Origin of the sequence: Enterococcus sp. DIV0170, from assembly GCF_051710765.1 — a bacterium.
Classification (GTDB): Bacteria; Bacillota; Bacilli; order Lactobacillales; family Enterococcaceae; genus Enterococcus_A; species Enterococcus_A raffinosus.
The window spans coordinates 3,198,717-3,213,917 of the sequence record NZ_JBIOLG010000001.1; the positions used below are offsets into that span (position 1 = coordinate 3,198,717).

General features: G+C 40.8%; 9 protein-coding genes, 1 tRNA gene, 2 rRNA genes and 1 other annotated feature. Of the genes, 5 read left to right on the top strand and 7 right to left on the bottom strand.

Annotated elements, in window-relative coordinates; genetic code table 11:
* Nucleotides 1–48: 48 nt before the first annotated feature.
* The 3 genes from IGI50_RS15475 to IGI50_RS15485 form a co-directional block, all read right to left on the bottom strand.
* Nucleotides 49–2,961: ribosomal RNA gene (locus IGI50_RS15475) — 23S ribosomal RNA — on the bottom strand.
* 176 nt (nucleotides 2,962–3,137) lie between these two features.
* A tRNA-Ala gene (locus tag IGI50_RS15480) sits at nucleotides 3,138–3,210 on the bottom strand.
* Between the two features lie 76 nt (nucleotides 3,211–3,286).
* Nucleotides 3,287–4,845, bottom strand: a 16S ribosomal RNA gene (locus IGI50_RS15485).
* The 16S and 23S rRNA genes sit together here with 1 tRNA gene alongside, the layout of an rRNA operon.
* 605 nt (nucleotides 4,846–5,450) lie before the next feature.
* On the opposite strand from IGI50_RS15485, the gene IGI50_RS15490 reads away from it, so the two are divergent.
* The 3 genes from IGI50_RS15490 (at nucleotide 5,451) to serS (ending at nucleotide 8,876) form a co-directional block, all read left to right on the top strand.
* Nucleotides 5,451–6,140, top strand: coding sequence for a response regulator transcription factor (locus IGI50_RS15490; RefSeq protein WP_010747441.1), 690 nt, complete (start codon nucleotides 5,451–5,453; stop codon nucleotides 6,138–6,140).
* Nucleotides 6,130–7,311 carry a sensor histidine kinase gene (locus tag IGI50_RS15495; protein WP_010747440.1) on the top strand — a complete coding sequence of 394 codons (1,182 nt, stop codon included), beginning with the start codon at nucleotides 6,130–6,132 and terminating at the stop codon, nucleotides 7,309–7,311. Before IGI50_RS15490 ends, IGI50_RS15495 begins: the two co-directional genes overlap by 11 nt.
* 30 nt (nucleotides 7,312–7,341) lie before the next feature.
* Nucleotides 7,342–7,551, top strand: a binding site (T-box leader).
* A 44-nt stretch (nucleotides 7,552–7,595) separates the two neighbouring features.
* Nucleotides 7,596–8,876 (top strand): serine--tRNA ligase, encoded by a 1,281-nt coding sequence (gene serS / locus IGI50_RS15500; protein WP_218256244.1) that lies wholly within the window; start codon nucleotides 7,596–7,598, stop codon nucleotides 8,874–8,876.
* A 57-nt stretch (nucleotides 8,877–8,933) separates the two neighbouring features.
* Here the strand turns inward: serS and guaB are convergent, their stop codons facing one another.
* Both guaB and IGI50_RS15510 read right to left on the bottom strand, forming a co-directional pair.
* Entirely contained in the window at nucleotides 8,934–10,418 is a 1,485-nt protein-coding gene (gene guaB / locus IGI50_RS15505; RefSeq protein ID WP_218256245.1) for an IMP dehydrogenase, read from the bottom strand.
* A gap of 110 nt (nucleotides 10,419–10,528) precedes the next feature.
* Entirely contained in the window at nucleotides 10,529–10,996 is a 468-nt protein-coding gene (locus IGI50_RS15510) for a MerR family transcriptional regulator (protein ID WP_218256246.1), read from the bottom strand.
* Nucleotides 10,997–11,139: 143 nt separating this feature from the next.
* Between IGI50_RS15510 and IGI50_RS15515 the strand changes: the two genes are divergently transcribed.
* Together IGI50_RS15515 and IGI50_RS15520 are read left to right on the top strand one after the other, a co-directional pair.
* Nucleotides 11,140–12,606 (top strand): MDR family MFS transporter, encoded by a 1,467-nt coding sequence (locus IGI50_RS15515; protein ID WP_010747436.1) that lies wholly within the window; start codon nucleotides 11,140–11,142, stop codon nucleotides 12,604–12,606.
* Nucleotides 12,603–13,316: a DUF4811 domain-containing protein gene (locus tag IGI50_RS15520; RefSeq protein WP_438777545.1), complete on the top strand. Its 714-nt coding sequence runs from the start codon at nucleotides 12,603–12,605 to the stop codon at nucleotides 13,314–13,316. The genes IGI50_RS15515 and IGI50_RS15520 overlap by 4 nt, the downstream gene beginning before the upstream one ends.
* A gap of 39 nt (nucleotides 13,317–13,355) precedes the next feature.
* On the opposite strand, the gene IGI50_RS15525 is transcribed toward IGI50_RS15520, so the two are convergent.
* Nucleotides 13,356–14,060 carry a DUF1129 domain-containing protein gene (locus IGI50_RS15525; protein WP_438777546.1) on the bottom strand — a complete coding sequence of 235 codons (705 nt, stop codon included), beginning with the start codon at nucleotides 14,058–14,060 and terminating at the stop codon, nucleotides 13,356–13,358.
* A 14-nt stretch (nucleotides 14,061–14,074) separates the two neighbouring features.
* Nucleotides 14,075–15,175 carry a redox-regulated ATPase YchF gene (gene ychF, locus IGI50_RS15530; protein WP_010747433.1) on the bottom strand — a complete coding sequence of 367 codons (1,101 nt, stop codon included), beginning with the start codon at nucleotides 15,173–15,175 and terminating at the stop codon, nucleotides 14,075–14,077.
* Nucleotides 15,176–15,201 lie beyond the last annotated feature (26 nt).

The window sequence follows — 15,201 nt, forward strand, 5'->3', positions numbered from 1 at the left end:
TCAAAACTGGATCAGAAACGTTTTTAAACGACCGACAATCATTTTATTTTGGTTAAGTCCTCGATCGATTAGTATCAGTCCGCTCCGTACATCACTGCACTTCCACTTCTGACCTATCTACCTGATCATCTCTCAGGGATCTTACTTTCTTAAAGAAATGGGAAATCTCATCTTGAGGTGGGCTTCACACTTAGATGCTTTCAGCGTTTATCCCTTCCCTACATAGCTACCCAGCGATGCCTCTGGCGAGACAACTGGTACACCAGCGGTAAGTCCATCCCGGTCCTCTCGTACTAAGGACAGATCCTCTCAAATTTCCAACGCCCGCGACGGATAGGGACCGAACTGTCTCACGACGTTCTGAACCCAGCTCGCGTGCCGCTTTAATGGGCGAACAGCCCAACCCTTGGGACCGACTACAGCCCCAGGATGCGACGAGCCGACATCGAGGTGCCAAACCTCCCCGTCGATGTGGACTCTTGGGGGAGATAAGCCTGTTATCCCCAGGGTAGCTTTTATCCGTTGAGCGATGGCCCTTCCATGCGGAACCACCGGATCACTAAGCCCGACTTTCGTCCCTGCTCGACTTGTAGGTCTCGCAGTCAAGCTCCCTTGTGCCTTTACACTCTGCGAATGATTTCCAACCATTCTGAGGGAACCTTTGGGCGCCTCCGTTACTCTTTAGGAGGCGACCGCCCCAGTCAAACTGCCCATCTGACACTGTCTCCCACCACGATCAGTGGTGCGGGTTAGAGTGGTCATAACACAAGGGTAGTATCCCACCAGCGCCTCTGTCGAAACTAGCGTCCCGACTTCTACGGCTCCTACCTATCCTGTACATGTGGTACAAACACTCAATATCAAACTGCAGTAAAGCTCCATGGGGTCTTTCCGTCCTGTCGCGGGTAACCTGCATCTTCACAGGTACTAAAATTTCACCGAGTCTCTCGTTGAGACAGTGCCCAAATCGTTACGCCTTTCGTGCGGGTCGGAACTTACCCGACAAGGAATTTCGCTACCTTAGGACCGTTATAGTTACGGCCGCCGTTTACTGGGGCTTCAATTCGTACCTTCGCTTACGCTAAGCACTCCTCTTAACCTTCCAGCACCGGGCAGGCGTCAGCCCCTATACGTCATCTTTCGATTTTGCAGAGACCTGTGTTTTTGATAAACAGTCGCTTGGGCCTATTCACTGCGGCTGATCGTTAGATCAGCACCCCTTCTCCCGAAGTTACGGGGTCATTTTGCCGAGTTCCTTAACGAGAGTTCTCTCGCTCACCTTAGGATTCTCTCCTCGACTACCTGTGTCGGTTTGCGGTACGGGCCATTGTTTTCTCACTAGAAGCTTTTCTCGGCAGTGTGACATCAGGAACTTCGGTACTATTATTTCCCTCCCCATCACAACTTGTCCTTAAAGACGTAAGCATTTGACTCACATCAAGACTTATTGCTTGGACAGACATTTCCAATCGTCTGATTCCTTAGCCTCCTGCGTCCCTCCATTGCTCAAACAAAAACAACGGGTACAGGAATATCAACCTGTTATCCATCGCCTACGCCTTTCGGCCACGGCTTAGGTCCCGACTAACCCTGGGCGGACGAGCCTTCCCCAGGAAACCTTAGTCATTCGGTGGACAGGATTCTCACCTGTCTTTCGCTACTCATACCGGCATTCTCACTTCTAAGCGCTCCAGCAGTCCTCACGATCTGCCTTCAACGCCCTTAGAACGCTCTCCTACCAACACACCTATTGGTGTGTTCCACAGCTTCGGTAAACTATTTAGCCCCGGTACATTTTCGGCGCAGGGTCACTCGACTAGTGAGCTATTACGCACTCTTTAAATGGTGGCTGCTTCTAAGCCAACATCCTAGTTGTCTGTGCAACCCCACATCCTTTTCCACTTAATAGTTATTTGGGGACCTTAGCTGGTGGTCTGGGCTGTTTCCCTTTCGACTATGGATCTTATCACTCACAGTCTGACTCCCAGAGATGAATGGATGGCATTCGGAGTTTATCTGAATTCGGTAACCCGAGATGGGCCCCTAGTCCAAACAGTGCTCTACCTCCATCATTCTTACTCTGAGGCTAGCCCTAAAGCTATTTCGGAGAGAACCAGCTATCTCCAAGTTCGTTTGGAATTTCTCCGCTACCCACACCTCATCCCCGCACTTTTCAACGTACGTGGGTTCGGTCCTCCAGTGCGTTTTACCGCACCTTCAACCTGGACATGGGTAGATCACATGGTTTCGGGTCTACGACCACTTACTCATTCGCCCTATTCAGACTCGCTTTCGCTGCGGCTCCGTCTTTTCAACTTAACCTCGCAAGTAATCGTAACTCGCCGGTTCATTCTACAAAAGGCACGCTATCACCCATTAACGGGCTCTAACTTGTTGTAGGCACACGGTTTCAGGATCTATTTCACTCCCCTTCCGGGGTGCTTTTCACCTTTCCCTCACGGTACTGGTTCACTATCGGTCACTAGGGAGTATTTAGCCTTGGGAGATGGTCCTCCCGGATTCCGACGGAATTCCTCGTGTTCCGCCGTACTCAGGATCCTCCTAGGTGCCAGTCAAATTTTGTCTACGGGGCTTTTACCCTTTCTAGCAGACCTTTCCAGGTCCTTCGACTATCTCACTGGACTACCATATCGGAGTCCTACAACCCCAAGAGGCAAGCCTCTTGGTTTGGGCTTTTCCCGTTTCGCTCGCCGCTACTCAGGGAATCGATTTTTCTTTCTCTTCCTGCAGGTACTTAGATGTTTCAGTTCTCTGCGTCTACCTCTAATCAGCTATGTATTCACTGAAAAGTAACATCCTATAAAAGATGCTGGGTTCCCCCATTCGGAAATCTCCGGATCAAAGCTTACTTACAGCTCCCCGAAGCATATCGGTGTTAGTCCCGTCCTTCATCGGCTCCTAGTGCCAAGGCATCCACCGTGCGCCCTTATTCACTTAACCTTATCCTAACTTACGTTAGGGGTTGATTGTTCCATCTAGCGATAGATTTCCCAATCAGAAAAAAATAAGCAATTGAACTTATTTAAAAAACTCATTCAACGCGGTGTTCTCGGTTTGTTTAAATTATTGTTTCTGTATCCAGTTTTCAATGAACGATTGATGACCAATGTCATCAATGGAGCCTAGCGGGATCGAACCGCTGACCTCCTGCGTGCAAAGCAGGCGCTCTCCCAGCTGAGCTAAGGCCCCAAATATTTATTTGAGAGTAGACCTCTCAAAACTGAACGAATAAAGCAATCTGTGTAGTTTCCGTAATATTCCTTAGAAAGGAGGTGATCCAGCCGCACCTTCCGATACGGCTACCTTGTTACGACTTCACCCCAATCATCTATCCCACCTTAGGCGGCTGGCTCCAAAAGGTTACCTCACCGACTTCGGGTGTTACAAACTCTCGTGGTGTGACGGGCGGTGTGTACAAGGCCCGGGAACGTATTCACCGCGGCGTGCTGATCCGCGATTACTAGCGATTCCGGCTTCATGTAGGCGAGTTGCAGCCTACAATCCGAACTGAGAGAAGCTTTAAGAGATTAGCTTAGCCTCGCGACTTCGCGACTCGTTGTACTTCCCATTGTAGCACGTGTGTAGCCCAGGTCATAAGGGGCATGATGATTTGACGTCATCCCCACCTTCCTCCGGTTTGTCACCGGCAGTCTCGCTAGAGTGCCCAACTAAATGATGGCAACTAACAATAAGGGTTGCGCTCGTTGCGGGACTTAACCCAACATCTCACGACACGAGCTGACGACAACCATGCACCACCTGTCACTTTGCCCCCGAAGGGGAAGCTCTATCTCTAGAGTGGTCAAAGGATGTCAAGACCTGGTAAGGTTCTTCGCGTTGCTTCGAATTAAACCACATGCTCCACCGCTTGTGCGGGCCCCCGTCAATTCCTTTGAGTTTCAACCTTGCGGTCGTACTCCCCAGGCGGAGTGCTTAATGCGTTAGCTGCAGCACTGAAGGGCGGAAACCCTCCAACACTTAGCACTCATCGTTTACGGCGTGGACTACCAGGGTATCTAATCCTGTTTGCTCCCCACGCTTTCGAGCCTCAGCGTCAGTTACAGACCAGAGAGCCGCCTTCGCCACTGGTGTTCCTCCATATATCTACGCATTTCACCGCTACACATGGAATTCCACTCTCCTCTTCTGCACTCAAGTTTCCCAGTTTCCAATGACCCTCCCCGGTTGAGCCGGGGGCTTTCACATCAGACTTAAGAAACCGCCTGCGCTCGCTTTACGCCCAATAAATCCGGACAACGCTTGCCACCTACGTATTACCGCGGCTGCTGGCACGTAGTTAGCCGTGGCTTTCTGGTTAGATACCGTCAAGGGATGAACATTCTACTCTCATCCTTGTTCTTCTCTAACAACAGAGTTTTACGATCCGAAAACCTTCTTCACTCACGCGGCGTTGCTCGGTCAGACTTTCGTCCATTGCCGAAGATTCCCTACTGCTGCCTCCCGTAGGAGTTTGGGCCGTGTCTCAGTCCCAATGTGGCCGATCACCCTCTCAGGTCGGCTATGCATCGTTGCCTTGGTGAGCCGTTACCTCACCAACTAGCTAATGCACCGCGGGTCCATCCATCAGTGACGCAAAAGCGCCTTTCAAATAGAAACCATGCGGTTTCTATTGTTATACGGTATTAGCACCTGTTTCCAAGTGTTATCCCCTTCTGATGGGCAGGTTACCCACGTGTTACTCACCCGTTCGCCACTCCTTTTCTTTCGGTGGAGCAAGCTCCGGTGAAAGAAAAGGCGTTCGACTTGCATGTATTAGGCACGCCGCCAGCGTTCGTCCTGAGCCAGGATCAAACTCTCATAAAAAGTGTTTGAAACAGTCTTGCGACTGATCAGCTCAATTGTAAAAATTGACTTGCTAGCATATTGCTTGCTATGTTGTTTGTTTCTATTAAAAGAAACGCCCTACACATTTGGTTTGTTTTATTCGTTCAGTTTTCAAAGGTCTACATTGTTTGTCGCTTTGTTTCAGCAACTTTTATATCTTAACAGGTTACCGAGTGAATGTCAACAACTTTTTTAAGTTTTTTTCGAAAGAATTGTTGTCATCGTTTTATGCGACTTTGATAGAATAACTGAAAGCCAGCTATCTGTCAACAATAATTTTAGGTGTTCCGAATTATTTTAATTGCCTCAAGAACATAGAATAATATAGCAGTATTATACAGTTTGGTCAACAAAAAAAAGTAATTTTATTTACTTTTTTTAGAACACGACAGATAAAAAAAAATACTTTTATTTTGTTCGTTTTTAAGCTCTGTTAAACCTTCTTTTTTCTTTTTGATAAATTAATTTTCGTCATTTTAATTTTGATTTTTCCTTAACTAGTAATGCTGTCTTTCGCCTTCCAATGATTTATTTGGTAAAATGATGATGTATTTATTACTTAATATGAACGGAGGAACAGTTTAATGAAAGTACTAGTTGCAGATGATGATAAAGAGATTGTAGAACTTCTTAGTATTTATCTACATAATGAAGGTTATGAAGTTGTAAAGGCTTATGATGGTAAAGAAGCTTTGAGTAAGCTTAGAACTACAAATGACATTGATTTATTAATATTAGACATTATGATGCCTGTTATGGACGGTATGCAGGTTGTGAAGGAATTAAGGAAAGAATCACAGATTCCAATCATTATGCTGACAGCAAAAACAACAGATATGGACAAAATCAAAGGACTCGTTGCTGGCGCTGATGACTATGTAACAAAACCGTTTAATCCTTTGGAAGTTATGGCTAGGGTTAAATCTTTGCTACGTCGAACAAAAATGCATGTTGCAGAAGATCAACCAGATATTCTTGAAATTCAATCATTGATTATTAATAAGGATTCACATGAAGTTAAGACAGTAGATGGAAAAGAAATTCAATTGACCGCATTAGAGTTCGGGATTTTATATCTACTAGCGAGCCATCCAAATCGTGTTTTCAGTGCAGATGAAATTTTTGAACGAGTTTGGAAGCAAGAAAGCATCGTTTCTGCAAAAACAGTTATGGTTCATGTCAGTCATTTACGGGATAAAATCGAAGAAGCGACTGATGGTGAAAAGGTAATTCAAACCGTTTGGGGTGTGGGATATAAAATAGATGCAAAATAACTCGGAAAAGAAAAAGCGAATTACCCTCACATCAAAAGAAGTTAGTGAGTTAATTGCTGAAGGAATAGTAACCGTTATTTTGTTACTATTATTAAATGTAGCAATCATGGTTCTTTTTACCCAGATGCTCAATAATTCGCCAGATTTAACAGATGCAATTTATCGTTCAAAGGATATTTTTGCTAATAATCTAGGTAGTGACATTTTTTGGAGTGGAAGAAACTTTGTTATTCCTCTATTTCTTGTCATTGATGTACTTGTTGTTTTTTGGCGTTTAATCAGACGATATCGACAAATGCAATTACGACACATTATTAACGAGCTCCATTATATTGCTAACGGAAATTACGATTATCGGATTCCTTTTGAATTACGAGGCGATCTTAGTAAAGTTGTTGATAGTATTAACGGTTTAGTTGATAGTACCGTTGCTGCTATCGAAGATGAACGTGAAATTGAAAAATCAAAAGATGAACTAATTACAAATGTCAGCCATGACATTCGTACACCGCTAACCTCCATCATTGGCTACCTTGGATTAATCGAAGACGGTCAATATCAAAGTAACGATGAAATACTTAAATATACAAGTATTGCCTATAAAAAGGCGAAACAAATGAAGTCATTAGTAGAAGACTTATTTGAATATTCAAAGGTTCGACAACCCTCTGTTCCTGTTAATAATATCTCTTTTGACATGGTACAATTACTAGAACAGCTGGCTGCTGATTTTGAATTAGAAGCGAAAAAGAAAAATATTCAAATTCAAGTTGAAACCAAAGAAACTCAATTAATAATGGACGGCGATACTGAAAAACTGGTCCGTGTCTTTAATAACCTAATTACTAACGCTTTAAAATATGGGGCTGAAGCAGACAGAATAGTAATAGAGATAGAAAAAGCTAAAAATGAAGCAGTCGTTACCGTGAAAAATAATGGAACTCCTATTCCTAGAGAAGCTTTGGATCAGTTATTTGATCGTTTTTATCGTGTTGACGGTTCTCGTTCACAAGAGATTAGTGGTACCGGCTTAGGCTTAGCTATTGCTCAAAACATTGTTAATCTTCATGGCGGATATATTTATGCTCAATCAAATGAGAACTGGACATCCTTTATTATTCATTTACCACTTTACAAAAACCAAGTTAAAGCTATCCAAGATAATCATTGACTTTGATTTTTTGATTGCTTATACTGATTTCAATAAGACATGCAGGAAACCAAGTACGTAAGTTTGTTTTTTCAGAGAGTTGATGGCTGGTGTAAATCAACAAAACAGCTTAAAGAAATCCAGTTTCATGATCTGTGTTTTTTGAAAGAAAAACCGAGTGACGTCGATATCCGTCAATCAAGTGCAGCTTATGCTGAATTTGGGTGGTACCGCGAAATTCAACACCGTTTCGTCCCTATTTCATGGGATGAAACGGTGTTTTTTTATTTAAAGGAGGAAAAGTAATGCTAGATGTCAAAATGATTCGTAATAATTTTGCTGAAGTAAATGAAAAATTAGCTACTCGTGGTGTAAAAAAAGAAGTTTTAGAACGTTTTTTGGATTTAGACGAACAACGTAGAAAGTTACTAGTAAAAACAGAAGAATTAAAAAAATATCGTAATGATGTTTCAGGTGAAATCGCAAAATTAAAACGCGAAAAAAATGACGCAACCGATAAAATTACAGAAATGAAAGAAGTTGGTGTGACCATTAAAGACTTCGATGCGCAAGTAGCTGACATCGATGCGCAATTGACTGAAATTGCAACAACATTACCAAATTTGCCTCATGATTCTGTACCTATTGGAGATGATGAGGAGGACAATGTAGAAGTTCGGCGCTGGAGTAAGCCTCGTCAATTTGCTTTTGAACCAAAGCCTCATTGGGAAGTTGCTGAAAATTTAGATATCTTAGATTTTGAGCGCGGAGCAAAAGTCTCAGGTAGTCGTTTCGTTTACTATAAAGGTTTAGGTGCGCGTTTAGAACGTGCTGTTTACAACTTTATGCTGGATGAACACATTTATGAACAGGGTTATACTGAAATGATTACACCTTATTTGGTAAATAGTAAGTCAATGTTTGGTACAGGACAGTTCCCGAAATTTAAAGAGGATGTCTTTCAAGTGGAAGATCGTGACTTAACGTTAATACCTACTGCAGAAGTTCCATTAACAAATTATTATGCGGATGAAATTTTAGATGGTAAAGATTTACCAATTTATTTCACAGCCTTATCTCCTTCTTTCCGTTCTGAAGCTGGTAGCGCCGGTCGCGATACTCGTGGATTGATTCGTCTACATCAATTCCACAAAGTAGAGATGGTAAAGTTCAGTGATAAGGACTCTTCTTATGACGAATTAGAAAAAATGACTCAGAATGCTGAGATCCTTTTACAAAAACTAAATCTACCTTATCGTGTCATCACTCTTTGTACAGGAGACATGGGGTTCTCAGCAGCTAAAACTTATGATTTAGAAGTATGGGTGCCTGCTCAAAATACCTATCGTGAAATTAGCTCTTGTTCAAATTGTGAAGATTTCCAAGCACGTCGAGCAATGATTCGCTATCGCAATGAAGAGGGGAAAGTCCAATATACTCATACATTGAACGGATCTGGCTTGGCTGTAGGACGAACTGTAACTGCTATCTTGGAGAACTATCAAAACGAAGATGGCTCAGTTACGATTCCTGAAGTCTTAGTTCCATATATGGGGAATGTAAAAGTTATTAAAAACGATAAATAATTAAAAAAAGTGGCATCTTCAAATGTAGGAAGATGCCACTTTTTAGCAATTATTTTATTATTGTTCCACTGAATAGTTCGGTGCTTCCTTTGTGATTTGAACATCATGAGGGTGTGATTCTTTCAAACCATTCCCACTCATTTGCACAAATTGTGCATTTTCACGTAAATGTTCTAGATTTCCAGCACCAACATACCCCATTCCAGCTTTAAGTCCGCCTATCATCTGGAAAATGATATCCGCAGCTGTTCCTTTGTAAGCTACGCGTCCTTCAATTCCTTCTGGGACCAACTTATTAGCTTCATTCACGCCGCTTTGGAAATAGCGATCACTTGAGCCTTTTTCCATCGCACCAAGAGATCCCATTCCTCGATAAGTTTTAAAGCGACGGCCTTGATAAATTTCAAACTCACCAGGAGATTCGTCAGTACCAGCTAGCATGGAACCCAGCATAACAGCATGTCCTCCTGCTGCTAATGCTTTTACAATATCTCCGGAATATTTGATTCCCCCATCAGCAATAATTGCTTTTCCATACTGGCGTGCAACAGATGCTGCGTCATAAATCGCCGTTAATTGAGGCACACCAACGCCTGCTACTACTCGCGTTGTACAAATTGATCCAGGACCAATTCCCACTTTTACGACATCCACACCAGCATCGTATAAAGCCTTTGCCCCTTCTGCTGTTGCAATATTACCTGCAATTAAAGTAGCTTCTGGAAAAGTTTCGCGAATTTCACGAATTTTACGCAAAACGCCTGCACTATGTCCATGAGCTGTATCTATTACAATACCATCAGCACCAGCCTTCAGTAGAGCTTCCGCACGTTCAAAAGTATCACTGGTAACTCCTACTGCTGCAGAAACTAATAAACGACCATGTTCATCTTTAGCAGCATTAGGAAACTCAATAACTTTTTCAATATCTTTTATTGTAATTAGCCCGCTTAGACGTCCTTCTTCATCAACGATCGGTAATTTTTCGATTTTATGCTTTTGTAATATCTTTTCGGCATCCTGTAATTTAGTACCTACAGGAGCTGTTACTAAACCATCCTTGGTCATCACTTCGTAGATGGGAATATCATAATTTGTTACAAAACGCATATCTCTATTCGTGATGATACCAACTAACTTTCGATTTTCTAAAGTTTCTACAATGGGCACACCGCTAATACGGTATCGACTCATTAAATCTTCAGCATCTTGTACTTTATGTTCTGGTGTTAAGAAAAATGGATCAATAATGACCCCACTCTCTGAACGTTTTACTTTACGAACCTCATCTGCTTGGGCAGCAATACTCATATTTTTATGGATAACTCCTAATCCACCTTGTCGAGCCATAGCAATAGCCATTTTACTATCTGTAACTGTATCCATACTTGCACTCATCAACGGAATGTTCAATTTGATATTTTTCGCTAACTGCACACTCATATCCACTTCATTTGGCAATACATGACTCTCAGCCGGTATCAACAAAACATCATCAAAAGTCAGACCTTTTTTTGCAAATTTCGTTTCCCAATTAGACATTGTTCGTTACCACTCCCCAGAATTATTTTTAATAAAGAAACTAACAGAACCAGCGAGTGAAGTCAATAACTTGTGCCGAAATCCTCATCTAACCTTTATTTTTCTACAGATTAGAACCATTTTTCAAGCAAATCAGTAGTTATCTCGCTATCGGCATCGACTATTTGATAGGTCACCTTATTCTTAAGAGTATCTCGAATTAAATAGAAACCTTCTTTATTTTCAAAGTTATCTAAACGAATAATTAAATACCGTTCACCAACTTGTTGGATATCCTTAAAAATCTCACGTAATAACACTTTTGCTTGATGAATATTATTTTGACGTTCTTGAGCTTTATTAACTGCAGCAGTCAATGTGTACCCTTCGTCGAGAAAATGTTTGATAATCTCAACTTTAATTACCATTGGTAATTTAAATTTTCGGTTTCCACTTTTTTCACCTGTAGAGCTAATGAATCCCTTTTGTTCCCAATAACGAATTTGACGTGGCGAAACACCAGTTACTTTACTTAGCTCACTGATTCCTACTAACAAGTCATCACTTTCTAGGAGCTGCTTGACCGTATTATTTTTCACGATGCATCCCTCTCTTCCCCTCCGATTATACTTTCAATAACAAACGTGTCAAGTAAGTTGACAAAAAATTCTAATCGCAGTAAAGTAACAAACGAACATTTAATGATTCTGAAAATTTTCAAAAAGAGAGAAGGCGTTAGATCGTGAGTAATAATCAAACGGTCGATATTTATGGAAAACCTTACAATCGTTCTTTACTAGTCGTGGTGCTATTAATAGGAACTTTTTGTACGGTGTTAAACCAAACTTTATTAACAACAGCTTTTCCAGCACTAATGAAAGCTTTTGATATATCTGCTTCAAGTGTTCAATGGCTAACTACTGGCTTCTTGCTAGTAAACGGGATTATGATCCCAATCAGTGCTTGGCTAATTAATAAATTCAGTTCAAAAAAATTGTACTTATCAGCTATGACTATTTTTTTGATTGGAACCATCACATGTTTCGTTGCACCGAACTTTTCTACATTATTAATTGGAAGATTGATTCAAGCTGCCGGCGTCGGTATCTCCATGCCTCTATTGCAGAATATCATGCTATCTATCTTTCCACCGGAAAAACGCGGATCCGCAATGGGGATGGCCGGAATTGTTATTGGTCTTGCTCCTGCCTTAGGCCCTACCTTATCTGGTTGGATCATTGATCACTATACTTGGCGTGATCTTTTCGGCATGGTAATTCCGATTGTCATTTTAGTTTTAGTTCTAGCTACTTTTTTAATGAAAAGTGTCATTCAATTATCTAACCCAAGTATTGACATACTGTCAGCTCTTTTATCAACGATTGGTTTCGGAAGCCTATTATATGGTTTTTCTTCTGTTGGTAATGATGGGTGGGGCAGTGTTAAAGTTATTGGATTTTTAGTTGTCGGTGTGATAGTGATCGGACTCTTTGTATGGCGACAACTACATTTGGAACACCCATTCTTAGAACTTCGTGTATTTAAATCACCTATATTTACAATTGCGGCTATTTTAAGTGGAGTCGTCAATATGGCAATGGTTGGTGCTGAAATGGTACTTCCTTTATATATTCAAAATATCCGTGGGGAATCGGCTTTCCATTCTGGCTTAATGCTACTACCCGGTGCCTTAGTCATGGGCTTAATGATGCCAATTACTGGGTCAATTTTTGATAAATACGGTGCAAAACGCCTAGCAATAAGCGGGATGTTAATTTTAACGGCAGCTACTTTACCATTTGCCTTTTTAACTTCCGAAACACCAATCGCTATGATCGTCATTTTATATGCAATGCGTATGTTTGGAATTTCAATGGTTATGATGCCTGTTACAACTTCAGGAATGAACGCTTTACCAATGAATTTGATCAGTCATGGTACAGCTGTCAACAACACCTTCCGACAAGTAGCAAGTTCTATAGGAACAGCAATATTGATCAGCGTGCTAACAAATGTCACAAAAGGTAATTTACCTGCAGCCCATTTATTAAAGACTTTACCTTTAACCTACAAGAATCAAGCAATTAGTGCTACATTATCTGGCTATCACGCCGCTTTCTATGTAGCAGTAATATTTGGGGTCATTGGTTTCATTATTACATTTTTCTTGAAAGCCAATACTAAAGCAGAAGGAGGAGTGGCAAAATGATCTTCGCGATAACCATTATCAGTGTTCTAGCTTTTGCTTTAATAAATATTTTTGCTAAAAAGACTTGGCAAACATTTCTTTCAATAATTTTTGCAGGGATTTTCTTAATTAGTTTAGGATTTATTACTGCTAATGACCATTACCACTATGGCATGAAAAAAGTAACCGAAACGACCACCCAGACATTAACTTCTACAGCGGATAATAAGGATATGAAAATGTTACTTTATCAGCCACTTGGTAATGGAACAGAAAAAATTTATTTATACAAAACTAATGAATCTCAGAAAAAACCTAAAACAACTGGAACAGACCATGTAAGTAACCGTGTGAAAAAAAATCAAGAAAAGACACAGCTAGTTACTGCTAAAACATATTGGGTATATAAAAACGAGATTACAAAATTTTGGTTTGGGCTTTCTAGTAAAAATCATCAACTGATTAATGAAAAAAATACGTTCAATGTCCAAAAGGATTGGCTTGTGTTAAGTACAAACCAAGCAAAAGAATTGGCAAAACTAGTAACTAAAAATAAAACTTCTATGCAAAATGATGCGAAGAAGTTCGTTCAAGAAAAAGTTAAAGCGGCTATGATGCAGAATCCGTCTATGGATCAAGCAACTCAGCAAAAAATAATACAGCAAGCTACCAAAGAATATCAACAACAAAGTATGGCAAAATTAATTGATGAAGTAACAAAAAAAGGATAGAAAAAAGAAGCTAGATTCAACGGAATCTAGCTTCTTTTACTATCTACGTGGTGCGGTTGCTAAACTACTAACAATTCCGAAACGTTTTTTCAAGTAATAACGTAGTGCTAAGGCAAGAGCTGATAAAATAACCATTAACATTGGATCTAGAATAGGATTTACCGTTGGAGGTAACAATGCTGCCCCATTAAAGACTAAGAACCATACTAGTGTAACTGAAACTAACATAAGAATGGACTTCCAAGTTTTTGGTTTTTTTGATTTATCTGCTCCTGGTTGTTCAAATTGGTAAAAGAATATATACATCATGTAGAAAACTAATCCTCCGACTGCGGAAGCTACGATTAATGTTGTTAACCCATAAGTCACCATTTGTGTTCCACGTGAAACAAACATCCCCATAATACCTGATAATATTCCTAATAACCCAAATAACAATAGAAAATTATCTAGCCACATCAATGAAGCAGTAGTCGATTTTTTTTGTTCAGCGGGTTTATTGACAATCGCATCAAGTCGTTCCGAAACCGTTCCGAATAATTGTCGGGCTGTCTTCCCAGATTTTTGTTCCTCCACTAAAGTGGGAAGCATCTCGTTTAAGGCTGCGATAGTTTGTTCATCCGTCAAATTTGCTGCCTTTAACGCTTTTTTCAAGTCAAAAATGTATTGCTCGTTACGCTTAGTAAGCTTCTCTTCAAGTTGAACGTTTTCTGCTTGCAACGTTTGTAACTTTTCTGGTTCCATTGTTTCTTTCCTCCCTAAACGTTGAAACGGAACAGCATTACATCGCCATCTTGTACGACATAATCTTTTCCTTCTAATCTGACACGTCCAGCTTCTTTTGCTGCGTGCATACTGCCATATTTATTTAAGTCTTCAAAAGAGACCGTTTCAGCTCGAATAAATCCACGTTCGAAATCTGTATGGATGATTCCTGCTGCTTGAGGAGCTTTAGTTCCCTTTCGGAAAGTCCATGCTCGAACTTCTTGTTCCCCTGCTGTAAAGTAAGTTGCTAGACCTAGTAAATCATATGCGGCACGAATCAATTGATCTAATCCTGATTCTTCAATTCCCATCGCCTCTAGAAACTCTACTTTATCTTCATCTTCTAACTCAGCAATTTCTTCTTCTGCTTCGGCACAAACAACAATTACTTCTGAATGTTCACTCGCTGCAAAATTCCGCACAGTTTGCACATATTCATTATCATCTGGACTAGCTACTGTATCCTCATCAACATTAGCTACGTAAAGAACAGGTTTACTTGTTAATAAGAACAAGCCTTTGACAATTTTTTGTTCTTCTTCAGTAAATTCAATCGTTCTGGCAGATTGTCCTTCTTCTAAAACAGGCTTTAACTTATCTAATACAGCTAATTCTGCCACAGCGTTTTTTTCTTTTGTTTTTGCTACTTTTGCTACACGAGCATACCGTTTATTGATTGAGTCTAAATCAGCTAAGACCAACTCTAGATTGATTGTTTCTATATCTTCTAACGGATCCACACGTCCCTCAACATGGGTGATGTTTTCATTATCAAAACACCGAACAACATGACAGATAGCATCAACTTGACGGATGTGGCTCAAAAATTGGTTACCTAGACCCTCACCTTTGCTGGCACCTTTTACAATGCCTGCTATATCTGTAAATTCAAAGGTTGTCGGTACAGTTTTTTTAGGATGTACCAATTCAGTTAAGCGTTCTAAACGCCAATCAGGTACTTCTACCATTCCAACATTTGGATCAATTGTTGCGAAAGGATAATTAGCAGCCTCTGCACCTGCTTTAGTAATTGCATTAAATAAGGTAGACTTACCAACATTAGGCAACCCTACAATTCCGGCTGTTAAGGCCATGGTTAACTTCACTCTTTCTCTACTAA

Coding starts and splice junctions, on each gene's coding strand:
- IGI50_RS15490 (WP_010747441.1), top strand. CDS start 5,451: ATGAAAGTACTAGTTGCAGATGATGATAAAGAGATTGTAGAACTTCTT.
- IGI50_RS15495 (WP_010747440.1), top strand. CDS start 6,130: ATGCAAAATAACTCGGAAAAGAAAAAGCGAATTACCCTCACATCAAAA.
- serS (WP_218256244.1), top strand. CDS start 7,596: ATGCTAGATGTCAAAATGATTCGTAATAATTTTGCTGAAGTAAATGAA.
- guaB (WP_218256245.1), bottom strand. CDS start 10,418: ATGTCTAATTGGGAAACGAAATTTGCAAAAAAAGGTCTGACTTTTGAT.
- IGI50_RS15520 (WP_438777545.1), top strand. CDS start 12,603: ATGATCTTCGCGATAACCATTATCAGTGTTCTAGCTTTTGCTTTAATA.
- IGI50_RS15525 (WP_438777546.1), bottom strand. CDS start 14,060: ATGGAACCAGAAAAGTTACAAACGTTGCAAGCAGAAAACGTTCAACTT.
- ychF (WP_010747433.1), bottom strand. CDS start 15,175: ATGGCCTTAACAGCCGGAATTGTAGGGTTGCCTAATGTTGGTAAGTCT.